The 22,586-nt window shown below is 70.5% G+C and carries 21 protein-coding genes; 10 read left to right on the top strand and 11 right to left on the bottom strand.

The annotated features are described in order from the left end of the window. The first annotated feature begins 131 nt into the window (after positions 1-131). The 5 genes from ASD48_RS10890 to ASD48_RS10910 all read left to right on the top strand — a co-directional run bounded on the left by ASD48_RS10890 (position 132) and on the right by ASD48_RS10910 (position 2,760). Positions 132-821, top strand: coding sequence for a hypothetical protein (locus ASD48_RS10890; protein ID WP_057601329.1), 690 nt, complete (start codon positions 132-134; stop codon positions 819-821). Between the two features lie 51 nt (positions 822-872). Then, the gene (locus ASD48_RS10895) at positions 873-1,052 is read left to right on the top strand and encodes a hypothetical protein (protein ID WP_057601331.1); all 180 of its coding nucleotides are present in this window, start codon (positions 873-875) and stop codon (positions 1,050-1,052) included. 147 nt (positions 1,053-1,199) lie between these two features. After that, on the top strand, positions 1,200-1,640 hold the full coding sequence (locus ASD48_RS10900) for a BlaI/MecI/CopY family transcriptional regulator (protein WP_079073711.1): 441 nt from the start codon (positions 1,200-1,202) through the stop codon (positions 1,638-1,640). A 9-nt stretch (positions 1,641-1,649) separates the two neighbouring features. Further along, positions 1,650-2,198, top strand: coding sequence for an amino-acid N-acetyltransferase (locus tag ASD48_RS10905; RefSeq protein ID WP_020132477.1), 549 nt, complete (start codon positions 1,650-1,652; stop codon positions 2,196-2,198). A 226-nt stretch (positions 2,199-2,424) separates the two neighbouring features. Then, positions 2,425-2,760, top strand: coding sequence for an Lsr2 family protein (locus ASD48_RS10910; RefSeq protein ID WP_020132476.1), 336 nt, complete (start codon positions 2,425-2,427; stop codon positions 2,758-2,760). On the opposite strand, the gene ASD48_RS10915 is transcribed toward ASD48_RS10910, so the two are convergent. Beyond that, positions 2,739-3,380 (bottom strand): SCO3374 family protein, encoded by a 642-nt coding sequence (locus ASD48_RS10915; RefSeq protein ID WP_057601335.1) that lies wholly within the window; start codon positions 3,378-3,380, stop codon positions 2,739-2,741. The two genes, ASD48_RS10910 and ASD48_RS10915, sit on opposite strands and share 22 nt — an antisense overlap. 430 nt (positions 3,381-3,810) lie before the next feature. Here ASD48_RS10915 and ASD48_RS10920 point away from each other — a divergent pair, with 430 nt between their 5' ends. After that, the gene (locus ASD48_RS10920; RefSeq protein ID WP_020132474.1) at positions 3,811-6,339 is read left to right on the top strand and encodes an ATP-dependent Clp protease ATP-binding subunit; all 2,529 of its coding nucleotides are present in this window, start codon (positions 3,811-3,813) and stop codon (positions 6,337-6,339) included. Positions 6,340-6,409: 70 nt separating this feature from the next. On the opposite strand, the gene ASD48_RS10925 is transcribed toward ASD48_RS10920, so the two are convergent. After that, positions 6,410-7,060, bottom strand: a complete 651-nt coding sequence (locus ASD48_RS10925; RefSeq protein ID WP_057601337.1) for an HAD family acid phosphatase — start codon at positions 7,058-7,060, stop codon at positions 6,410-6,412. Between the two features lie 517 nt (positions 7,061-7,577). On the opposite strand from ASD48_RS10925, the gene ASD48_RS10930 reads away from it, so the two are divergent. After that, positions 7,578-8,162, top strand: a complete 585-nt coding sequence (locus tag ASD48_RS10930; protein ID WP_057601339.1) for a M23 family metallopeptidase — start codon at positions 7,578-7,580, stop codon at positions 8,160-8,162. Between the two features lie 11 nt (positions 8,163-8,173). Here ASD48_RS10930 and ASD48_RS10935 read toward each other — a convergent pair whose 3' ends face one another. After that, the gene (locus ASD48_RS10935; protein WP_057601341.1) at positions 8,174-8,761 is read right to left on the bottom strand and encodes a TetR/AcrR family transcriptional regulator; all 588 of its coding nucleotides are present in this window, start codon (positions 8,759-8,761) and stop codon (positions 8,174-8,176) included. Between the two features lie 166 nt (positions 8,762-8,927). Between ASD48_RS10935 and ASD48_RS10940 the strand changes: the two genes are divergently transcribed. Continuing rightward, positions 8,928-10,511 (top strand): MDR family MFS transporter, encoded by a 1,584-nt coding sequence (locus ASD48_RS10940; protein WP_057601343.1) that lies wholly within the window; start codon positions 8,928-8,930, stop codon positions 10,509-10,511. Positions 10,512-10,953: 442 nt separating this feature from the next. Here the strand turns inward: ASD48_RS10940 and cseC are convergent, their stop codons facing one another. From cseC to ASD48_RS10965, 5 genes are all read right to left on the bottom strand, one after another. Next, the gene (gene cseC / locus ASD48_RS10945; RefSeq protein WP_057601345.1) at positions 10,954-12,300 is read right to left on the bottom strand and encodes a two-component system sensor histidine kinase CseC; all 1,347 of its coding nucleotides are present in this window, start codon (positions 12,298-12,300) and stop codon (positions 10,954-10,956) included. A 25-nt stretch (positions 12,301-12,325) separates the two neighbouring features. After that, positions 12,326-13,027 (bottom strand): two-component system response regulator CseB, encoded by a 702-nt coding sequence (gene cseB / locus ASD48_RS10950; protein ID WP_020132468.1) that lies wholly within the window; start codon positions 13,025-13,027, stop codon positions 12,326-12,328. 370 nt (positions 13,028-13,397) lie between these two features. Next, positions 13,398-14,057, bottom strand: coding sequence for a hypothetical protein (locus ASD48_RS10955; RefSeq protein ID WP_057601347.1), 660 nt, complete (start codon positions 14,055-14,057; stop codon positions 13,398-13,400). Beyond that, on the bottom strand, positions 14,042-14,584 hold the full coding sequence (locus ASD48_RS10960; protein ID WP_020132466.1) for a SigE family RNA polymerase sigma factor: 543 nt from the start codon (positions 14,582-14,584) through the stop codon (positions 14,042-14,044). The genes ASD48_RS10955 and ASD48_RS10960 overlap by 16 nt, the downstream gene beginning before the upstream one ends. Before the next feature lie 300 nt (positions 14,585-14,884). Further along, a complete protein-coding gene (locus tag ASD48_RS10965) occupies positions 14,885-15,817 on the bottom strand; it encodes an A/G-specific adenine glycosylase (protein ID WP_057601349.1) in 933 nt (310 codons plus the stop codon). A 260-nt stretch (positions 15,818-16,077) separates the two neighbouring features. On the opposite strand from ASD48_RS10965, the gene ASD48_RS10970 reads away from it, so the two are divergent. Then, a complete protein-coding gene (locus ASD48_RS10970; protein ID WP_199875748.1) occupies positions 16,078-16,917 on the top strand; it encodes a hypothetical protein in 840 nt (279 codons plus the stop codon). A 23-nt stretch (positions 16,918-16,940) separates the two neighbouring features. On the opposite strand, the gene disA is transcribed toward ASD48_RS10970, so the two are convergent. Next, the gene (gene disA, locus ASD48_RS10975; RefSeq protein WP_020132463.1) at positions 16,941-18,065 is read right to left on the bottom strand and encodes a DNA integrity scanning diadenylate cyclase DisA; all 1,125 of its coding nucleotides are present in this window, start codon (positions 18,063-18,065) and stop codon (positions 16,941-16,943) included. Between the two features lie 80 nt (positions 18,066-18,145). After that, positions 18,146-19,555: a DNA repair protein RadA gene (gene radA, locus ASD48_RS10980; RefSeq protein WP_057601350.1), complete on the bottom strand. Its 1,410-nt coding sequence runs from the start codon at positions 19,553-19,555 to the stop codon at positions 18,146-18,148. Positions 19,556-19,830: 275 nt separating this feature from the next. On the opposite strand from radA, the gene ASD48_RS10985 reads away from it, so the two are divergent. After that, positions 19,831-21,621, top strand: a complete 1,791-nt coding sequence (locus ASD48_RS10985; protein WP_057601353.1) for a BACON domain-containing protein — start codon at positions 19,831-19,833, stop codon at positions 21,619-21,621. Between the two features lie 81 nt (positions 21,622-21,702). Here the strand turns inward: ASD48_RS10985 and ASD48_RS10990 are convergent, their stop codons facing one another. Continuing rightward, a complete protein-coding gene (locus ASD48_RS10990) occupies positions 21,703-22,581 on the bottom strand; it encodes a hypothetical protein (RefSeq protein ID WP_079073712.1) in 879 nt (292 codons plus the stop codon). Positions 22,582-22,586: the final 5 nt, after the last annotated feature.

Here is a 22,586-nt window from a genome sequence, read left to right on the forward strand (position 1 = left end):
GAGACGGGCGATCCGGCAGGCGGGGCCACCAGGGCGGATCACCGACGCGCCACGCCTGTCCCCTATGTCGAATTTGTCTGATTAGCGCGTATCGTCGCGGCATGCCCACGCCCTACGGATCTCGCGGCGGCATGGCGTTCGGCACGGAGGAGCTGCGTGTGCTCCGCCGCGCCCTTGCCCTCGCCCTTCACCCCGGCCCCGTCTCCGCCGAGGACATCCAGGACTGCCATCGCCTCGCCGAGTCCCTCGACGAGGCGACGCGCGAGGCCGCCCGACTGCGGGCCTTCCTGGTGGCCGACCTCGCCCGGTACCGCGCCGCCCTCCCCGGCACCGCCGCCGGCTACCTCGCGCTCCTTGAGGAGGTACTGCCGACCGGATACCGGCCCGAGCCCGACGACCTCGCCGCCCTGCGCGCCCTGCGCGGCAACCCCACGGCCGCCGCCCTCCTGGGCCGCTGCCAAGTGCTCGCCGAACGGGACGTGCGCGCCCGTCTGGCCCGTCGGGCGGCCCGCAGGGTCCCGGAGGCCGCCCCCACCGTCCCGGCGTCCCGTACCCGGCTTCTGGCCCTTCCCGGAGGCCTTTCCGGGGACGGGTACGCCCTCGCGTCCGTCGCCGCCGGTGATCCCGGCGAGCGCCCCGGCGAGGAGCCGCGCAGGAAACCCGCCGGGAAGCCGGCCGCACCCGGCCCCGGCCCGGTTCCCGTCGAGCCCGCCCCCGAGCCCGCCCGGCGGCCCGTTCCCACGCCGGGCGAGGTCTTCCCGCGCCGCAGACCGGCCCCGCCGCCCGCCGACCCGGGACAGCAGCGGCTGGCGGCCGGCTGACACGGGCGACCCCGCCCCGATGTCCCGTTCCGCCCTGGCTACCCTGGATCCATGGACTATGTCTCCGCGCTCGTGCCTCCCGTCGTCATGGCCGTGTTCTTCATCGGTGTGATCAGGGTGATCGTGAAGACCCAGGGCGGAGCCAACAAGGCCAAGGAGGACGCGGCGGTCGACGCCGTCCTCGCGCGCGCGGACGGCGCCCGTCAGGCCTCCGCGGGCCACGACGCCTGACCGACCCGCGACGCTTCCGCACCGCCCGGGGCGTGCGGCTCCTTTCGGAGCCGCACGCCCTTTTTGCTCCCGTTTGCCGATGAAAGCGCACGTCCGGCACGCGATTGGCGAGATCTCCCACTATTGTTCTGAACTGTGCCTCGCCCATTGGGAGAACTCGAAGACGCGGTCATGACGCGGGTGTGGAAGTGGAACCGCCCGGTCACCGTTCGAGAAGTCCTGGAAGACCTTCAGCAGGAACGGTCCATCGCCTACACCACGGTGATGACCGTTTTGGACAATCTCCATCAGAAGGGCTGGGTGCGCCGGGAAGCCGAAGGCCGGGCCTATCGATATGAGGCGGTCTCGACCCGGGCCGCCTACGCGGCGGCCCTGATGAACGACGCCTGGGCGCAGAGCGACAACCCCGCCGCCGCTCTCGTCGCCTTCTTCGGGATGATGAGCGAGGAACAGCGGCTCGCGCTGCGCGACGCCGTACGCATGGTCCAGGGTCCGGAAACTGCCGAACCGGCAACTGCGGGGAGTCCGGAGAGTACGGGGAGTGCCGGGGAGAACCCCGACTCGGCGACGGAGTCCGACGGGCGATAGCGTCCGCACATGTCAGCAGAGAGTCCCTCGGCCGAGAACCCCGAAGTCACCGCTAAAGCCATCACCGTCCGCCGGGCCCGGACCGGCGATGTCTCCGCCGTGCGCCGTCTCCTTGACGCCCACGTCCGCGGCGGCATCCTGCTCGACAAAGCCACGGTGACGCTTTACGAGGACATCCAGGAGTTCTGGGTCGCCGAACGCGACGACAACGCCGAGGTGGTCGGCTGCGGCGCCCTGCACGTGATGTGGGAAGACCTGGCGGAAGTCCGCACTCTCGCGGTGAAGCCCGGGCTGAAGGGCGCGGGCATCGGCCACCAGTTGTTGGAGAAGTTGCTCCACACCGCACGCTGGCTCGGGGTTCGACGTGTTTTCTGCCTGACCTTCGAAGTCGACTTCTTCGGCAAGCACGGCTTCGTGGAGATCGGTGAGACGCCGGTCGACACCGATGTGTACGCGGAGCTGCTGCGTTCCTATGACGAGGGCGTCGCGGAGTTCCTCGGACTCGAACGAGTGAAACCGAACACCTTGGGCAACAGTCGGATGCTTCTGCATCTGTGATCGTCGACGTCCATTCACACCGACCCGCCTTGCCCGGGTTCCCTATGTCCGAAACGCGCACGTTTCCGGGCTGGGGGCGGGCTGTGGGTCCTCGCCGGGGGTTTGTGTTTTCCCAGCAAAAGCGGTTTGCTTTCCGACGTACTGCTGTACTGCATATAACAGGGCGCGGCTAAACGGCGGACGCCGCGGACCCCAGGCCCTCACGTTTTCGATGAAAGGAAATCCGGTGGCACAGAAGGTTCAGGTCCTTCTTGTCGACGACCTCGACGGCGGCGAGGCGGACGAGACCGTCACGTTCGCGCTGGACGGCAAGACCTACGAGATCGACCTCACGACTACCAATGCGGACAAGCTCCGTGGACTTCTCGAGCCCTACGTGAAGGGTGGCCGTCGTACCGGTGGCCGCGCTTCGGGCGGACGCGGAAAGGCGCGCGCCGCTACCGGTGGCAGCCAGGACACCGCCCAGATCCGCGCGTGGGCCAAGGAGAACGGTCACGAGGTCAATGACCGCGGCCGCGTTCCCGCGTCCATTCGCGAGGCTTACGAGAAGGCCAACGGCTGAGCGCTCGCGCGCCGCAGTCGGACACGGTGACAGTGCGTCGCCAGCGTGTCCAGCAGCCGTACGAGATCGGGGGCGCCCCCAACGCCCCCCAGTGCCGACATCGTCGGCAGCGAGGCCTCGGCCTCGCACCCTGCCACGGGGGGCCGCAGCCAGACAGCGGCCCCCTGCACCGGCCCGGGACGGTTCAGGTCCGCATCGCGGCCCTGGCTCCTGTCGGCGGGTGGCAGGGGCGCCTCGATGAGTTCGCCCGCGCCGATCGCCCTCAGGTCCAGTGGCAGCGCGCCCCACTCCAGCCACTGAAGGATCCCCGGCACCTCCTCCGCGCCGCCCGCGGCCACCAGCAGTCGCATCCGGTCGCCCCGCACGGCCACCGGCGAGCCCGGCGCGAGTCGCCGCAGCGCCGCGAGGCCCGCCTCGGCCGGCACGTCCAGCACGTCGAAGCGCTCGCCGACCAAAAGTCGTACCGGCTCCCCGGGCACCGTCGGCCACCCCAGTTCGTTCTCGTACCAGCCGCGGATCCGGTCGGCCGGATCGTCCGGGTCGAGCGGCCGTCGGGGGAGGGGGACCGTGAGGATCGCGGCGGCGGCCGAGCAGACAGCCGGCGGGACGGAGCCAACCATGCCAACTGCAACCGCCGAAAAGGCCCGCGGGTTACGCTGGGTGTTTGAACGGACGCTTCCTGTGTCGACAAACAGGGCGTGTGGGGGTGTCGGGACACGCAAGGTTGTTCGCCCATAGCGGAGGAGACCGGTGCGCACGGCATGGACTGTCGGTTGCAGCGGGTAAGACATCCCTAGTGGGAGGGGGCGACACGCAGGAAAGGCCGTCTCACGTTCGCCATCGGCGTACTGGCGACTGGGGTAACTGCCTGGCCTGCGGGAACATCGTCTCGCACCATCGGGTTGGAGCAGATGTCGGCGTTCGGGGTCAGGAGGCCATCGACGGTGTCGGCAGTTGGAATGAGCGGTCCCCGCTTGCGGGACTAAGCTGCGGAAGGACAGGGAGGGGAAGTTCCCCCCACTGCCTGACCGCTCTGAGGAGCGATTAACGATGTTCGAGAGGTTCACCGACCGCGCGCGGCGGGTTGTCGTCCTGGCTCAGGAAGAAGCCCGGATGCTCAACCACAACTACATCGGCACCGAGCACATCCTCCTGGGCCTGATCCACGAGGGTGAGGGTGTCGCCGCCAAGGCCCTTGAGAGCCTCGGGATTTCGCTCGAGGCGGTCCGCCAGCAGGTGGAGGAGATCATCGGTCAGGGCCAGCAGGCCCCGTCCGGGCACATCCCCTTCACCCCCCGTGCCAAGAAGGTCCTGGAGCTGTCGCTCCGCGAGGCCCTTCAGCTGGGACACAACTACATCGGCACGGAGCACATCCTGCTCGGCCTGATCCGCGAGGGTGAGGGCGTCGCCGCCCAGGTCCTCGTCAAGCTGGGCGCAGATCTCAACCGGGTGCGGCAGCAGGTCATCCAGCTGCTCTCCGGTTACCAGGGCAAGGAGACCGCCGGCGCCAGCGGCGGTCCTGCCGAGGGCACTCCCTCCACGTCCCTGGTCCTCGACCAGTTCGGCCGGAACCTCACCCAGGCCGCTCGTGAGTCCAAGCTCGACCCGGTCATCGGGCGCGAGAAGGAGATCGAGCGGGTCATGCAGGTGCTGTCCCGCCGCACCAAGAACAACCCGGTGCTGATCGGTGAGCCCGGCGTCGGCAAGACCGCCGTCGTCGAAGGCCTCGCCCAGGCCATCGTCAAGGGCGAGGTGCCCGAGACCCTCAAGGACAAGCACCTCTACACCCTGGACCTCGGTGCCCTGGTCGCCGGTTCCCGCTACCGCGGTGACTTCGAGGAGCGCCTGAAGAAGGTCCTCAAGGAGATCCGCACCCGCGGCGACATCATCCTGTTCATCGACGAGCTGCACACGCTGGTCGGTGCGGGTGCCGCCGAAGGCGCCATCGACGCCGCTTCGATCCTGAAGCCGATGCTGGCCCGCGGTGAGCTCCAGACCATCGGCGCGACCACACTGGACGAGTACCGCAAGCACCTGGAGAAGGACGCGGCCCTCGAGCGCCGCTTCCAGCCCATCCAGGTCGCGGAGCCGTCCCTGCCGCACACGATCGAGATCCTCAAGGGTCTGCGTGACCGGTACGAGGCGCACCACCGTGTCTCGATCACCGACGAGGCGCTGGTCCAGGCCGCCACCCTGGCCGACCGGTACATCTCGGACCGCTTCCTGCCGGACAAGGCGATCGACCTGATCGACGAGGCCGGTTCCCGGATGCGCATCCGCCGGATGACCGCGCCGCCGGACCTGCGCGAGTTCGACGAGAAGATCGCCGGCGTCCGCCGCGACAAGGAGTCCGCGATCGACTCGCAGGACTTCGAGAAGGCCGCCTCCCTCCGCGACAAGGAGAAGCAGCTCCTGGCCGCCAAGGCCAAGCGGGAGAAGGAGTGGAAGGCCGGCGACATGGACGTCGTCGCCGAGGTCGACGGCGAGCTGATCGCCGAGGTCCTCGCGACCGCCACCGGCATCCCGGTCTTCAAGCTGACCGAGGAGGAGTCGAGCCGCCTGCTGCGCATGGAGGACGAGCTCCACAAGCGGGTCATCGGCCAGGTCGACGCCGTCAAGGCGCTGTCGAAGGCGATCCGTCGTACGCGTGCGGGCCTCAAGGACCCGAAGCGTCCCGGTGGTTCGTTCATCTTCGCCGGTCCGTCCGGTGTCGGTAAGACCGAGCTGTCCAAGGCGCTCGCCGAGTTCCTCTTCGGCGACGAGGACGCGCTGATCTCCCTCGACATGTCGGAGTTCAGCGAGAAGCACACGGTGTCGCGGCTCTTCGGTTCGCCCCCCGGATACGTGGGCTACGAAGAGGGCGGCCAGCTGACCGAGAAGGTCCGCCGCAAGCCGTTCTCCGTCGTCCTCTTCGACGAGGTCGAGAAGGCCCACCCGGACATCTTCAACTCGCTGCTCCAGATCCTGGAGGACGGTCGTCTGACCGACTCCCAGGGCCGGGTCGTGGACTTCAAGAACACGGTCATCATCATGACGACCAACCTCGGCACGCGGGACATCTCCAAGGGCTTCAACCTGGGCTTCGCGGCCTCGGGCGACAAGAAGTCGAACTACGAGCGCATGAAGAACAAGGTCTCGGACGAGCTCAAGCAGCACTTCCGCCCCGAGTTCCTCAACCGCGTCGACGACGTCGTCGTCTTCCCGCAGCTGACGCAGGAGGACATCCTGCGGATCGTCGACCTGATGATCGGCAAGGTCGACGAGCGCCTGAAGGACCGGGACATGGGCATCGAGCTCTCCCAGTCCGCCAAGGAGCTGCTGTCCAAGAAGGGTTACGACCCGGTGCTGGGCGCGCGTCCGCTGCGTCGCACGATCCAGCGCGAGATCGAGGACACGCTGTCGGAGAAGATCCTCTTCGGCGAGCTGCGCCCCGGTCACATCGTGGTCGTGGACACCGAGGGTGAGGGTGAGACCAAGACCTTCACCTTCCGCGGCGAGGAGAAGTCGGCTCTGCCCGACGTCCCGCCGATCGAGCAGGCGGCCGGCGGCGCCGGACCGAACCTGAGCAAGGACGCCTGACCCTCCGGGGGATGAGCGCAGAGAGGGGCCGGTGCTTCACAGCACCGGCCCCTTTCGCATGCGCGGATGCCTACGACAGCTGGCCGTCGTAGTCCGGCAGCTTGTACGTCGTCTCGGCGTGGCCGCCCGAGAGGTCGGTGGCGCTGTTGCCGATGTTCGCGATGATCGTGTAGCCCTTCGCCTCGATGGCGACACGCTGGGCGGTCTTGTAGGCGGCGACGTCCTTGAAGAGGTCGAGGAAGCCGCGCACGTAGAGGCCGGAGACCTTGTAGCCGTCGTACTTGAGGTTGTAGTCGGTCACCCCGGAGATGATGCCCGGGCGGGCGGTGACGAAGAACAGGGCGACGCCGTGCTCCTGGGCGTACTTGGCCACGTCGAGAACCGGCTTGTTGGCCGGCTGGGGGTAGCTGAAGCCGAAGTCGGTCTCCAGGGTGGTGTTGTCGATGTCGAAGACGATCGCCTGCTTCTCACCCGGCTTGGTGGCGGCGATCCGCTGCTTCAGCGCCGGCAGTGCCTGGTCGGCCACGGCCTGGCAGTCCTGCTGCCAGGTGGCGTAGTCGACGTCCTCGGTGGCGGCCGCGGTGGCCGCGGTGGCGACGGTGGAGGTGGAGGTGCCGGTGGCCGTCGCGGCCTGGGCGCCGACCGGAACGGCCATCGCCGTGACGGCTGCCGTCGCCACGGCGGTCATGGCGATGCGGCGCGTCCAGCTGCCTCTGGTCATGTGTGGGGTCCTCTCGCGTCCTTGCGCTGCCGGTGTCGTGAGCATGCTGATCGCTGGGGGTGGCCTGAGGGGAACCAGCGGGTTACTGGACGGTAGAGGCCGACGAGAGCCCCGTCACAGACCCGTGCACGCGACGTGAGCGGGGTCACAAGTGCCCTGCGGGGCAAGGGAGTAGTCGCCGTCACATTGCGAAGTCCCTTGCAGGGGGCGGCCGGTGACATGGCGCACAGGCGATCTGGACCCTACTAGGCCGCTTAGTCGTAACCCAAATCGGACTAAAAAGGACGAACCGCGCCGAGGTCTCGATCCCCTTCCAAGCCTCCAGCGTGGGCGAATGTCGCATGTGTCCGTAAAGGTGGTTCTGTCAATAAGTGGGAAGTTTTGGGGTGAAGTACTAGGTTCCGTCGTAGATCACACGTTTGGGGGTCTGTGGGCCTCGGGGTTACCAAGGGATGGCCACTTCGGCGGAGGTTCACGCCGGGTGGTTTCTTCTGTCCCCGTCCCCATGAGGTCTTCGATGTTCCAGCGCGTCACGTTCCGTTCTTCCCGTACGTCCCAGCTCCGCACTCGTGTGGCCGTCGGCGCCGCCGCCCTGGGCGCCTCGGTCGTGCTGGGGAGCGGAGTGGCGTCAGCCGCCGCGCCCGCCGCCGCGCCCGCCGCGGCCAAGACGGCCGCCTCGGCCGCCTCCTGGATCGACCCGGTGAAGAAGTACACGCTGTCCGCCGGCTACGCCCAGGCCGGTGCGATGTGGCAGTCCACCCACAGCGGTCAGGACTTCGCCGTGCCGAGCGGCACCAAGGTCATGGCCGCGCACGGCGGCACCGTCGTCAAGGCCGGCGGCAACGGCGCCGGTGACGGCCCCGCCTACGGCAACGCCGTCGTGATCAAGCACGCCAACGGCGTCTACTCGCAGTACGCCCACCTCTCGAGCATCCACGTGAAGGTCGGCCAGATCGTCAAGACGGGCCAGAAGATCGCCCTGTCCGGCAACACCGGCAACTCCAGCGGTCCCCACCTGCACTTCGAGATCCGTACGACCGCGAACTACGGTTCCGCGATCAACCCGGTCACCTTCCTGCGCGGCAAGGGTGTGACGGTCTGACCCCCGGGTGATCAGGCGCCCTGGTGCGCCTGCGTCACCAGATCGATGGCGACCTCGAGGACGGCTGCGCGCTTGTCCTCGGGGTCGCCTTCGAGGTCCTGCAGGAAGAACATGCCGGCGTGCAGCGTGAAGATGGCGCTCACGCAGCGGACCTGGTCGGAGAGGGGGGCGTCCGGGTCGATGATGATGTCGCGCAGAGCCCGCATGCGGTCCTTGAACGAGTCGCCGATCTGGAGTTCCCGCACGGTCGCCTGGTTCTCCTGCATGAAACGGAAGAGCGGGGTCGCCTCGGAGAGGGCCTGGCTGTAGCGCCGTACGAGTTCCTGCTTCGTGTCCAGGGTGTGCGGCTGGCTCCTGCCCCACTCGATCAGGTCCTCGATCGGCTTCGTCAGATCCGTGAAGATGCCGACGATGATCTCTTCCTTGGTCTTGAAGTGGTAGTACAGGGCCGCCTTGGTGACCTCCAGACGCTCCGCGATCTCGCGGAGGGAGGTCTTCTCGTAGCCCTGCTCCGCGAAGAGTTCGAGTGCGACGTCCTGGATGCGCTGGCGGGTGTTGCCGCGCCGCTGCTGCTTCGTGCCGTCCATGGTGACGTCCATTCTCGTGGTCCTCTTGTCTCCGGAAAACTTACTTGCCGTCCGGCTAGTTAGATCCCGGAAACTTACTTGACGCCCGGCTAGTTGCAGGTCTACCTTCCCAGTGTAGTGAACTAGCCGGGCGGCAAGTAAGTGGCCGACCGGGGGGAAGCCCAGGGGAGTGGCAATCATGGCGGACACGAAGACAGTCGAGACCGAGGCGGAGAAACCACCGAGGAGCGTGCGGGTCGTCCTGCTCGCACTGATGATCACGATGATGCTCGCGATGCTCGACAACATGATCGTGGGCACGGCGATGCCGACGATCGTCGGCGAACTCGGCGGGCTCGAGCACCTGTCGTGGGTCGTGACCGCGTACACCCTCGCGACCGCGGCCTCCACCCCGATCTGGGGCAAGATCGGCGACATGTACGGGCGCAAGGGCGCCTTCATGACGTCGATCGTGATCTTCCTGATCGGCTCCGCACTGAGCGGCATGGCCCAGAACATGGGCGAACTGATCGGCTTCCGCGCGATCCAGGGCCTCGGCGCCGGTGGTCTGATGGTCGGCGTCATGGCGATCATCGGTGACCTCATCCCGCCGCGGGAGCGCGGCAAGTACCAGGGCATGATGGCCGGCGTCATGGCGCTCGCGATGATCGGTGGCCCGCTGGTCGGCGGCACCATCACCGACAACTGGGGCTGGCGCTGGTCCTTCTACATCAACCTGCCGCTCGGCGTGGTGTCGCTGGCCCTCATCAGCGCCGTTCTGCACCTGCCGAAGAAGCGCTCGCAGTCGCGGATCGACTATCTGGGCGCCACCCTGCTGACCGTCGGCATCACCTCGATCGTCCTCGTCACCACCTGGGGCGGCTCGGAGTACGCCTGGTCGTCCGCGCGGATCATGGAGCTCATCGGGATCGGTGTCGCCTCGCTCATCGGGTTCGTGTTCTGGCAGACCAGGGCCGCCGAGCCGATCGTGCCGCTGCACATCTTCCGCAGCCGCAACTTCACGCTGATGTCGATCATCGGTTTCGTCACCGGCTTCGTGATGTTCGGCGCCACCCTCTTCCTGCCGCTGTACCAGCAGTCGGTGCAGGGCGCCTCCGCGACCAACTCCGGTCTGCTGCTCCTGCCGATGCTCGGCGCCATGCTGGTCACCTCGATGGTGGCGGGCCGGGTGACCACGAGCAGCGGCAAGTACAAGATCTTCCCGCTGGTCGGCAGCGTTGCGATGGTCATCGGCCTGTACCTGCTGTCCACCATGGACACCGGGACCAGCCGCCTCACCTCCGGTGTGTTCATGGCCGTCGTCGGTCTCGGCATGGGCTGCCTGATGCAGATCACGATGCTGGTCGCGCAGAACAGCGTCGAGATGAAGGACATGGGCGTCGCGTCCTCGTCCACCACCCTCTTCCGTACGCTCGGCTCCTCCTTCGGTGTCGCGATCATGGGCGCGCTGTTCAACAACCGTGTCCAGGACGTCATGTCCGAGCGGGCCGGCGCGCTGGGTTCGAAGATCACCGAGCAGTCGGCGCAACTGGACGCGGCCAGCCTGGCCAAGCTCCCCGTCGCGGCCCGGGAGGCCTACCAGCACGCGGTGTCGGCCGGCACCCACTCGGCGTTCCTGCTGGGGGCCGTGGTGGCGGTGACCGCGCTGGTGGCGGCGGTGTTCGTCAAGGAGGTCCCGCTCAAGGGAGCGGGACCGAAGAAGGACGGCGAGCCGACCGACGATGCGGCCGCGACGCAGCCGCCCCTGGTCGAGGCCGTCTGACCGCGCCGCTGTGAGCGCAGGCCCCCCGGCGGTGTCCGCCCCGGGGGGCCTGCGCTTTTCCTGCGCCCGCGCCGATGCCGTCCGCCCGGTGCGACCGGTGGTGAGCCGACGGGCACGGTGTCCGGTCCTGCGGGCCGGCGGGGGCCGTTTCGCGCGGTTCCCCGCACCCCTCGCGGCGGCTCCGAACCCTGCCCGTCGTCCACGCCGAGAGGCCCTGCCGGTCACCGCCGTCTCCACCGCGACGAGGCGCTGTTCCGCGATGAGGCGCTCTTCCGCGACGACAGCGGCAACCGGTACTCACCGATCCGGCGGCGGCCCAGCGAAAGCCCGACTTCCCGAAGCACCTCGGCTGAGCATCCTGCGCTCAGCCCCGCACGGCGTGCCCCGTGCCCCGTGCCCCCGCTGTGCCGCCACCGTGCGACGAGCCGCTCGGTGTCCGCCGTCACGGCATGACCGGGTAGCTTCCCGTGTTCGTCGGCGCGTGCTCGGGCAGCCACAGGACGGCGACGGCACCCTCGGCGGGTATGTGCTCACGAGCCCCTGCGGGCCGTACGTTGCGGAAGGTCAGCCGGGCGCCGAGCACCCGGGCCTGGCCCGCCGCGATGGTGAGCCCGAGACCGTGTCCGTGCCCGGCCCGGTCGGCGCTGCCGGTGCGGAAGCGGCTGGGTCCCTCGGCGAGCAGGTCCTCCGGGAACCCGGGGCCGTGGTCGCGGACCCGGATGACCCTGCCCTCGACGGTGACCTGGATCGGCTGCTTGCCGTGCCGGGCGGCGTTGGCCAGCAGGTTGAACAGCACGCGCTCCAGGCGCCGGGGGTCGGTCGTGACCATCGACTCGTGCACCACCCGCACCTCGACGTCCGGGTCCTTGGCCGCGACCCGGCGGGCCACGAACTCACCCAGCACGATGTCCTGCAGTTCGGCGCGCTCCGAGGCGCCGTCGAGACGAGCCACCTCCAGCACGTCCTCGACCAGGGTGCGCATGGCCTTCGCCCGGTCCAGGACCAGCTCGGTGGGCCGGCCGGGCGGCAGCAGCTCGGCGGCCGTCAGCAGTCCCGTCACCGGGGTGCGCAGTTCGTGCGCGATGTCCGCGGTGACCCGGCGCTCGGCCTCCAGCCGCTCCTGGAGCGTGTCCGCCATGGCGTCCACCGCGCTCGCCAGATCGTCGGTCTCGTCCCGTACGACCCCGCCTATGGCATCCCGCACCCGCACGTTCGACTCGCCGCCGGCGACCTGGTTCGCCGCGGCCGCCGCCTTGCGCAGCCGGCGCGAGAGCTGCCCGCCGATGAGCACGCCGAGCGCGCTGCCGCCGAGCACGACCGCGATGGAGCCGATCACCAGGGCCTGGTCGAGGTCGTTGAGGATGTCCGTGCTGCGGTCGGTGAAGCCGGTGTGCAGGGACAGCACGTGTCCGCCCTTGACGGGTACGGCGGCCCAGATGTCCGGCACCCCGCCCGCGCGGTCGGAGACGAAGGTGGCCCGGCGGCCCTCCTGGACCTTCTCCCGCAACGACGGCGGCAGGTTGGAGTCGTCGATCTTGATGTTGGGGAAGTAGGGCGGCCGCCCCGACTGCTCGTAGTTGCGCTGGGCGATCTGGACGCGCTCGTCGGCGAGATCACGCGCGTTGTCGAGCATGGACACGCGGGCGGCGTTGTGCACGACCAGACTCAGCGCGATCGCCACCAGCGCGCCGACCAGCGCGATCGCCGCGCTCAGCTTCCACCGCAGCCCCGTACGGATGCCCACGCGTTCTCTGCGAGCCGGAACCAGCTGCCGGATCATCCCCCGCATCCTCCTGCCCCTGTCCCTGCCCCGCTCAGGCCTTCAACTTGTAGCCGAAACCGCGGACCGTCTCGATACGGTCCTGGCCGATCTTCGTCCGCAGCCGCTGCACATGGACGTCGACGACCCGGGTGTCGCCGCCCCAGCCGTAGTCCCACACCCGCTCCAGCAGTTTGTCGCGCGAGAGGACCGTGCCCGGAGCGGAGGAGAACTCCAGCAGCAGGCGCATCTCGGTGGGGGTCAGCGCCACCGGCTGCCCGGCCCGGCGCACCTCCATCCCCTCCGTGTCGATCTCCAGATCGCCGAACGACAGCACACCGCCGGCCGTCGAGGCGGCGGGCTCGGTGCGGTCGCCGCCGCCCGCGTGACCGAAGCGGCGCAGCACGGCGCGGATCCGGGCGACCAGCACGGCGCCGTCGAAGGGCTTGGTCACGTAGTCGTCGGCGCCGGCCTCCAGACCGAGGACGACGTCGATGGAGTCGGCACGCGCCGACAGCATGATCACCGGCACGGTGGACTCGTCCCGGATGCGGCGGCACAGGCTCACGCCGTCCAGCCCGGGCACCATGACGTCCAGCAGCGCGATGTCGGGGCGGTCGGCGCGGAACGCCTCCAGGCCCGACAGGCCGTCGGGCATCGCGGTGACCACGAAGCCGTCCCGCTCGAGGGCGAGCTGGGTGGCCTCGCGGATGACGTCGTCGTCCTCGACGAACAGGACGTGGGTCTGGTCTGCCATCCCGGTGCTCTCAGTTCTCGTATGCGGTCTCGTGCGCGGGCGGGCCGTCAGTCTGACGGGCTTCCGCCTGCGTCCTGTCGCTCACCTGTCGGTGAACCGTCGGGTGTGTCCCTTGCTTGGACGCGTGGAGCACGGCGAGCGTTCACTTCGCGCGCGATCCATGTCCGTTCTCCGTGTCCGCGGTCCGTGCGGTCCGTGCGGTCCGTGCGATCCGTGCGGCCCGTGCGGCCCGTGCGGTCCGTCCATGTGCGTCCCCGTCCCTTCCGCCCGTCCCTCCGGCCCGCCCTGCCCGTCCACCCATTGATCGGAACGAGCGGGCCGATCGGTTCACGCTGCCGGAGAATTTTTCGGCAGGTCGTGTCGGGGCAGGTCAGTCGGCCTCCGGGGCCACCGTCGGGAGGTCACCGACGACGCTGCTGTAGTCGTTGTGCCAGCTGTACTCCTTCACGAACCGGCCCGCGGTCCACCGGTATGTGATCACGTTCTCACCGGAAGGATCCGAGACCGGGTCGCCCGCCTCGTACACCTGCTTGGTCACCACCAGGTCGCCCCGGTCCATCTCCGCGTAGACGGGAGGCTCCTCGGCCTGGAAGACGCTCCGGTAGACGCCGTCGTTCTTCCGGTACACGTACGAGCCCACGCCGACGGCGTCACCGCAGGTGAGCACGTTGACGATGATGTCGTCCCCGGAGCCGCCGGTGAGGTTGCCGTACGACACGTCCACCGGGTACTCGTCGCCGGAGCAGGGCTGCAGCTCGCGCTTGACCTCGGCCGAGACCGCCGGGTCGTCCTTGATCAGCCGGACCGCCTCCGACCGGTCGGGGGGGCCGGTGGAGGCGGACGACGGGGCGGCGGTGGCGCCCGTCACCGCCTCGGCGTGGGCCGGACCCTCGTCACGGGCGCCGGTCCCGCCGGTGGCGCAGGCGGAGACGAAAAGGGCGAGGGCGGCGAGCACGGACATCGCCGTGATCGCCGCCTGGATGGTGCTTCGGGCCGGTGTGGGCCCGGCCTCGGTCAGGCCGCCGCGCAACGCTCCCGCTCCTCACGCTCCAGCGCGCGTGCGTCCAGGTCGCGGGCCTCCAGCTCCTCACGGAGCCGGGCGAGCGCCCGGTGCAGCGTGCTCTTGACCGTCCCGGCCGACATGCCGAGGGCAGCGGCCGTCTCCTCCGTGGACATCTGCTCCCAGTGTCGCAGCACCACGACACTGCGCTGCTTCGGAGCGAGCACCTTCATCGCGTCCATCAGCAGGGCGCGGTCGGCGTGCTGTTCGGTGGAGTCGTCGACACGGGCGTCCGGGAGCTGCTCGGTCGGAACCTCCTCGAGCTTGCGGGCCCGCCACCACTCCGTACGCGTGTTGATCATGACCCGGCGCAGGTAGGCGTCCGCGAGCCGCTTGTCCGCGATGCCGTCCCAGCGGCCGTACGTCCGGGCCAGCGCGGTCTGGAGGAGGTCCTGCGCGTCGACCGGGTCCGGGACCAGGCGGCGAGCGCTGCGCAGCAGCGCGTCCTGCCGCGTGCGGACGTATTCCTCGAACTCGAGCACCTCGCCCTGTGCCATGGTCAACCGCCTCCGCTTCCCCGTACCGGCGGACTGACGCCGCCGGTTCACTGCCTGTGGTCTGTAGCCCCCGTGGTCCTGCCGGGTACGCGAATGAACCTACGGAGCTGTTGTCACGGCGTTGTCCGAGGCAGCCTGCGGCCAGCGCTCAGCTGTCCGTCGGTTGTGTAACGGAAAGAGGTTTGGGGTAGAGACACAGGCCAAATAGCCCGACTATGGGTCGATTTATACGGCCGTCGGGCGTGACAAAAGCCCGACGGGGGCTGTGATGAAGCCGCGTACCTGTGAAATGACCGTGCGTCAGGTCAGCGGCAGGCGGTACAGCCCCCCGGGGAGCGGCTCCACGAGCCCGTCCGCGACGAGACCGTCCAGCGCACGCGCGCGTTGCACCGGCTCGTGCCACACCCGGTCGAGGGCGGCCTGCGCCACGGGGGTGTGCGCGTCCCGCAGAACGGCGAGCAGCTTGCCCCTGACCTGGCGGTCGGTGCCCGCGTACGTCTGTCCTCGGCGCGGCGGCCCGTCGTGCTCCGGCTTCCCCGCGAGCCGCCAGGCGCACTGTGCCGCGATCGGGCAGCGCACGCACGTCTCGTTCTTCGCCGTGCAGACGAGTGCGCCGAGTTCCATGGACGCGGCGGCCCAGCGCGCGGCGGTCGGCTCGTCGTCGGGCAGCAGGGCGCGCGCCAGCTTGCGCTCGGCGGCCGTGGTGGCGTTCGGCGGGTACCGCACGCCCGTGACGGCGCGCGCGAAGACGCGACGGACGTTGGTGTCCAGGACGGCGTGCCGCTGCCCGTAGGCGAAGGAGGCGACGGCCGCGGCCGTGTACTCGCCGATGCCGGGCAGCGCCAGGAGCTGCGCGTGCCCCGACGGTACGTCGCCGCCGTGCCGTTCCGTTATCGCCACCGCCGCGCCGTGCAGCCGCAGGGCGCGGCGCGGGTAGCCGAGCCGCCCCCACGCGCGTACGGCCTCGCCCGGGGACTCCGAGGCCAGGTCGGCGGGGCGCGGCCAGCGGGCGATCCACTGCTCGTAGACCGGCAGCACGCGGCTGACCGGTGTCTGCTGGAGCATGAACTCGCTGACCATCACGCCCCAGGCGCCGGCCTCTGGGCGACGCCAGGGCAGGTCACGGGCGTTCTCGTCGAACCAGTCGATCACCGGGGCGTGCAGATCCGCCGCGGTGGCGTCGGCGTCGGAGCGGGCGGGGGAGCGGTGCGGGGGCTTCATGGGCGCAGTCATGGCCCTTCCGATCCTGCCATGCGGACCGGGGCACGCGCGCGTACCGCCACTCGGCCGGGCGGGGTCCCGCGGGCGCGTCACGCGCGCGTGCCCAGGCTCGTGGCCAGAGGTGCAACGGGTGCGATCGGCAAGGCGGGGCGGCCGCGCGGACCGGAGTCGGGTACGGGGGAAACGGTTTCCGGGATGATGATCCGGAAAAGTTGCGATCCTGGCGGCGGGTGGGGCCAGCGAAGCCGTCGATCTCTCGTACAGTTTGCGCCGTGGGATCTCTGCGCAATCCGGTCGGGCCGCTTCCCTCCTCCATCTACTGGCGTCGGAGGGTCGTACTGCTGTCCGTCTTCGCCTTGTTGGCGCTGCTGACTCTGTGGGTGGTGACCTCGGGCGGGGGCGGCAGGAAGAACGGTGCCGACGGCGGCGGGGGCAAGAATCCCGCCTCCTCCATCACGCCGGGGCCGTCCGGATCAGGGCCCGCGATCAGCCAGAACCCGGGTGGTCGCGACGAGTCGGGCGACGGCACCTCCAGCGGCTCGGGCTCGGGCTCGGGTGCGGACGGTGGCACCGGGTCGGGCGGCTCGGCCGGCGACTCGGCGGGCGCCGGCAGCACCGACGACGGCGCCAACGGCAGCGGGAGCGGCAGCGGCGGCGGAAGCGGCGGCGGCAGCGGTACGGGGACGACGCTCCCGGCCGGGACGACCGTGCCCAACTGCACCGCCGGGGCGGTCACGTTGACCCTGCGCAGTGTCCAGAACTCCTACTCGCCCGACCAGACGCCCACGTTCCAGCTGATCGCGAAGAACGCCTCGGGGAGCGACTGCAAGGTCGATCTCGGGCCCAAGACCGCGGTGTTGACGATCACTCAGACGGGCGGCGACGACGCGTACTGGTCGTCCGCCGACTGCCCCAGGACCGCCGGAAGCCTGCTGTACCGGGTGCCGGCCGGGAACAGCTTCACGTACACCGTGAAGTGGGACCGCAAGCCGAGCGCCCCCGAGTGCGCGACGCCGCCGGCGGGAGTGGCCGGAGCGGGTACGTATCTGGTGGAGGCGAAGGCGCCGGGGTTCGCCAAGGCGCAGACGTCCTTCGTGCTGAAGGACGACTAGACCGAACCGGACGCGCCTACCGGCTAGACGTAGCGCTCCAGGATCGACGACTCCGCCAGCCGTGACAGGCCCTCGCGGACGCTCCGCGCCCGTGCCTCGCCCACGCCGTCCACGGTCTGAAGGTCGTCGACGCTCGCGGCGAGGAGCTTCTGGAGGCCGCCGAAGTGCTCGACGAGACGGTCGATGATGGCGCCGGGCAGCCGCGGCACCTTCGCCAGCAGGCGGAAGCCGCGGGGCGAGACCGCCGAGTCGAGGGCCTCGGGAGAGCCGGTGTAGCCCAACGCGCGGGCCACCGTGGACAGTTCGAGGAGTTCGGCGTGGCTGAGCGCGTTCAGCTCGTACAGCGCCTCGTCGACCGTGCGGGACCGCTTCGCCGTGGGCTCGGGCACGTAGTCCCGGACCACCAGCTCGCGCTCCGGCTCCACGCCCGCGATCAACTCGTCGAGCTGGAGGGCGAGCAGCCGCCCGTCCGTGCCCAGTTCGACCACGTACTCGGCGATCTCGGTGGCGATGCGGCGCACCATCTCCAGGCGCTGGGCCACCGCGGAGACGTCCCGGACCGTGACCAGGTCCTCGATCTCCAGCGCTGACAACGTTCCCGCGACCTCGTCCAGGCGGAGCTTGTAGCGCTCCAGGGTCGCGAGCGCCTGGTTCGCGCGGGACAGGATCGCCGCGGAGTCCTCCAGGACGCGTCGCTGTCCGTCGACGTACAGGGCGATCAGGCGCATGGACTGGGAGACGGAGACGATCGGGAAGCCGACCTGCTTGCTGACCCGGTCCGCCGTGCGGTGCCGGGTGCCCGTCTCCTCCGTGGGGATCGTGGGGTCCGGCACCAGCTGGACGCCGGCCCGGAGGATCTTCGACAGGTCGGAGGAGACCACGATGCCGCCGTCGAGCTTGCACAGCTCACGCAGGCGCGTGGCCGCGAACTCCACGTCCAGGACGAAACCGCCCGTGCACATCGCCTCGACCGTCTTGTCGGAGCCCAGCACGATGAGTCCGCCCGTGTTGCCGCGGAGGATTCGCTCCAGGCCGTCGCGCAGGGCCGTGCCGGGAGCCACCGCGCTCAGCGCGGCGCGCATCAGGCCGTCGGCACCGGAACTCCCACCGGACTTTCCGGGAGCTGCCGCCCGGTCGTTGGCTGCCACTGCACTCCTCCGGTCACAGGTCTGGGACGCTCCCGTTTCGCGCACTCGTTTCGTACGGACGGGCGAGACCAGGGCAAAGTCTACCGGCGCTCCTCCGCATCCCGTGGGGCGTCTCGCCGACGGGAGCGCGGCAGGACCCGCAGGGCGTCCCCTATGTCCGCGACCTCCAGGACCTTCATGCCCGCGGGGATCTTGCCGGGATCGCCCGGCACGAGCGCGTGGGTGAAGCCCAGGCGGTGTGCTTCCGAGAGCCTGCGCTGGACGCCCGTGACCCGTCTGACCTCGCCCGCGAGGCCGACCTCGCCGATCGCGACCAGGTTCTTGGGCAGCGGGGTGTCGCTCGCGGCGGAGGCCAGGGCGAGGGCGATCGCCAGGTCCGCGGCGGGTTCCGAGAGCTTCACGCCGCCGACCGTCGCCGAGTAGATGTCCCGTTTGCCCAGCGCGCTGATCTTGCCGCGCTGCTCCAGGACGGCAAGCATCATCGAGACCCGGGAGGTCTCCAGGCCGGACGTCGTGCGGCGGGGCGAGGGGATCTGCGAGTCGACCGTGAGGGCCTGCACCTCGGCGACCAGGGGGCGGCGGCCCTCCAGGGTGACCGTCAGACAGGTACCCGGAACCGGTTCGTCACGTCGTGTCAGGAAAAGTCCGCTCGGGTCGGCAAGGCCCGTAATGCCCTCGTCGTGCAGTTCGAAGCAGCCGACCTCGTCGGTGGCGCCGTAGCGGTTCTTGACGCCCCGCACCAGACGCAGGCGCGCGTGGCGGTCTCCCTCGAAGCTGAGCACGACGTCCACGAGGTGTTCGAGGAGGCGGGGGCCGGCGATCGCGCCGTCCTTGGTGACATGGCCCACCAGAAGCGTGGACATGCCGCGTTCCTTGGAGGCGCGGATCAGGGCGCCGGCCACCTCGCGGACCTGGGCCATGCCGCCGGGCGCTCCGTCGATCTCCGGGGAGGCCACGGTCTGCACCGAGTCCATGATCAGAAGTGACGGCTTCACCGCGTCCAAGTGACCCAGGACGGCCGCCAGATCGGTCTCGGCAGCCAGATACAGGTGGTCGTCGATGGCGCCGATGCGGTCGGCGCGCATACGGACCTGGGAGGCCGATTCCTCGCCCGTCACATAGAGCGTGCGGTGTTCGTCGCTCGCCGATTTGGCCGCCACGTCCAGCAGGAGGGTCGACTTGCCGACGCCCGGCTCGCCTGCGAGCAGGACGACCGCGCCCGGTACGAGTCCGCCGCCCAGCACGCGGTCCAGCTCGGGCACGCCGGTGGGGCGGGCGGTGGCCGTCCGTCCGTCGACCTGGCCGATGGGCAGGGCGGACGTCGTGACGCGCCCCGGCGTCGTCGTACGGACCGCGGGCGTGCCGTACTCCTCGACCGTCCCCCAGGCCTGGCACTCGGGGCAGCGGCCGAGCCACTTGGCCGTCTGCCAGCCGCACTCCGTGCAGCGGTAGGACGGACGGTCCTTGGTGGTCTTCGTACGGGCAGCCATGGGGAAACCGTAACCGCCGCCACCGACAGCGGGACGCGCCTGTGGACAACCGGCCTCGGCGGGGCCCGTCCTGAGTGCCTCTTCGCCGCCCCGTACGGGCCCGCGCCCACCGGGAGAGGGCAGGCACCCCTTGTGATTTGGCCACTTGCCGTCACGAACGAGCCATGGGACCCCCCTTGCCTGTCCCCTTATGAGGGATCGTTTCACCCGTACGGATTAAAAGGACTCAAGGGACAAGAAGACCTGGTTGCGCGCCGCCTACGGTCGCACGGGTGATGAGCAGCAGCCCGGAAATCTGGACCCGCACGACCGGTGCACACCGGGCGCACCGGGAGGCGCGCGACGGCGCTGCGGCGCGCACGCTCGCGCAGCGACCCCCCGCGCGCTACGAGCCCTACCTGGACGGCCTGTTCACCTACTGCCTGTCCGTCCTGTGCGACCACGAAGCGGCCACCGCCGCCCTGGGTGACGTCCTCGCGTTCGCCGAACGGCGTGGCCAGCGCGGCCCCGAAGCTGCGGGCGACCGCCGGGCCTGGCTGTACGCGCTGGCCCGCTGGGCCTGCCTGCGCAAGCTCACCGAGGCCAAGCAGAAACGTCAGGGCGCGCAGAAACGTCAGGGCACGCACGCGGCGGCCCGCGACGGCGCCCGCCGGCAGCCGCCGGGTGCGAAGCCCACGACGACCACAGGGGCCCCGGCGGCCACGACACCGGCAGAAGGCCCGCCCGCCTCCGACGAGGCGAGGGAACAGCGGCGGCGTGAGCTGACCCGGCTCGCCTGGCCGGAGGCCGCAGGCACCACCCCGGAGCAGCGCGAGGCGCTCGAACTCGCCGTACGCCACCACCTCGCCCCCCACGAGGTCGCCGCCGTCCTCGGCAAGGACCTGGCCGCCGCCCGCGAACTGCTCGCCTCCGCCGCCTGCGAGGTCGAGCGCACCCGCGCGGCGCTCGCCGTCGTCGAGACCGGCGGCTGTCCCGGTGTGGCCCGTCTCACCGGAGAGAACCAGTTCGTGCTCAGCGCCGCCCTGCGCCGCGAGCTCGTCCGGCACGTCGACGACTGCCCGCGCTGCCGCCGGGCCGCCGAACGCGCCGTGCCCGGCCGCTGGCCCGGCGCCGGTGTCACCCCCGCCGAGCTGCCCGTCCTGTCGGCGCCCCGCGCGGAGCTGCGCGTGGCGATGGGCCACCTCCCGCGCGCGCGGGGAGCAGCCGCACCGCGCTACGACCGGCGGGGCTTCCCCATGGACCCCAAGGACCGGGCCGCCCGCCGGGAGCGACTGCGCGCGCGTGCCGTCACCACGACCGTCGTCGCCACCGTCGTCGCCGCTCCCGTGCTCGCCCTGTGGGCGGCCTACCGGGGCACACCGACGGGGGAGGGGGTCGAGGGCCGCGCGGCCAGCGCCAGCGAGGCGCACGGCTCCGACAGCCTCGACGGCGAGACGGTCGGCGGCTACGAGAACGCGGGGAACGCCAGCACCCGCCCCGGCGCCGACCAGCTCAAGGGCGAAGGGCCGGATGTCTCCGTGGAGGTCGTCAGTGTCACGGGCCTCGGCAGGAGCGCGGCCGGCAAGCTCTCCGTGACGGCAGCCAACAACGGCGACACCACCCTGATCACCCTCACCGCGGCCGCCGACGCCGACGGTCCGGTCCGCTGGTCGGCCACCACGGCGGCCTCCTGGCTCTATCTGAGCCGCGCCACGGGGTCGCTGAAGCCCGGCGAGTCGGCGACGATCAAGGTGTACGTCGATCATCTGCGCGAACCCTCCGGGCACTGGCACGCGCGCGTGGCCGTCGCCCCGGCGGGCGCCGTCGTCTCCATCGAGGGCTACGGCACCGCGCCCGGCCCCGCGGGCCCGGGCAACGGCCCGGGGCCGGGCGGCCCCGGCGGCCCGCCCGCGCCGTCCGACCCGGAACCGACGCCCACGGCGCCGTCCTCCCCGGATCCCACGCCGACCGGTCCGCCGTCCTCCCCCGACCCGGACCCCACGCCGGGCGACCCGTCCCCGACCGCCTCGGAGGACCCGGCCCCGCCGTCCGACGACAGCGATCCGCCGAGCCCGGCGACGTCCTAGACGTCCTAGGCGCCGGCCGCGGCAGGCGGCACGGGCCCCTCGGCCCCCTCGCAGGGGCTGAGGGGCCGGCCCCTCAGCCCGTCAGTCCCGCGCGTTCTCCGGGTCCGCCGGATGCGGTGCGAGCAGCGGGAGCTGCGAGGCGAGCCGCTGTTCGCACAGCTCGACCAGGCGGTCGTAGCCGGCCTTGCCCATCAGCTCGGTCAGCTCCGGGCGGTAGGAGACGTACACCGGGTCGCCCGCGCCGTGTGCCGAGGTCGCGGACGTGCACCACCAGTGCAGGTCATGGCCGCCCGGCCCCCAGCCGCGGCGGTCGTACTCGCCGATCGACACCTGGAGCACGCGCGTGTCGTCGGGCCGGTCGATCCAGTCGTACGTCCGGCGCACCGGCAGCTGCCAGCAGACGTCCGGCTTGGTCTCCAGCGGCTCGCGGCCCTCCTTGAGGGCCAGAATGTGCAGCGAGCAGCCCGCGCCGCCCGCGAAACCGGGGCGGTTCTGGAAGATGCACGAGCCGTTGAACGGACGGGTCTGGCGGGAGCCCTCGTCGTCCTCCGAGACCCAGCCGTCCCGGACGCCCTCGTCGTGGTGCTGCCAGATGTCCGGCGTGAGCCGCGCCACGTGCCCGGCGACGCGCTTCTCGTCGTCCTCGTCGGAGAAGTGGGCGCCCAGGGTGCAGCAGCCGTCGGCCGCGCGGCCCGGCTGGATGCCCTGGCAGCCGCTGCCGAAGATGCAGTTCCAGCGAGAGGTCAGCCAGGTCAGATCACACCGGAAGACCTGTTCGTCGTCCGCCGGGTCGGGGAACTCCACCCACGCGCGTGCGAAATCCAGACCCTTCTCGTCCGCGGCCGGCGCCTTCGCTGCCGCTGCCTGGGCCTTGTTCGACTTCTTCGGTGGCTTCACCGGCTTCGCCCGCGAAGAACCGCCGGTCGATTTGTCGGTATTCGCCTTGTTCGTCTTTGGCACTCGTC

It is taken from the genome of Streptomyces sp. Root1310 (assembly GCF_001426425.1).
GTDB lineage: Bacteria > Actinomycetota > Actinomycetes > Streptomycetales > Streptomycetaceae > Streptomyces.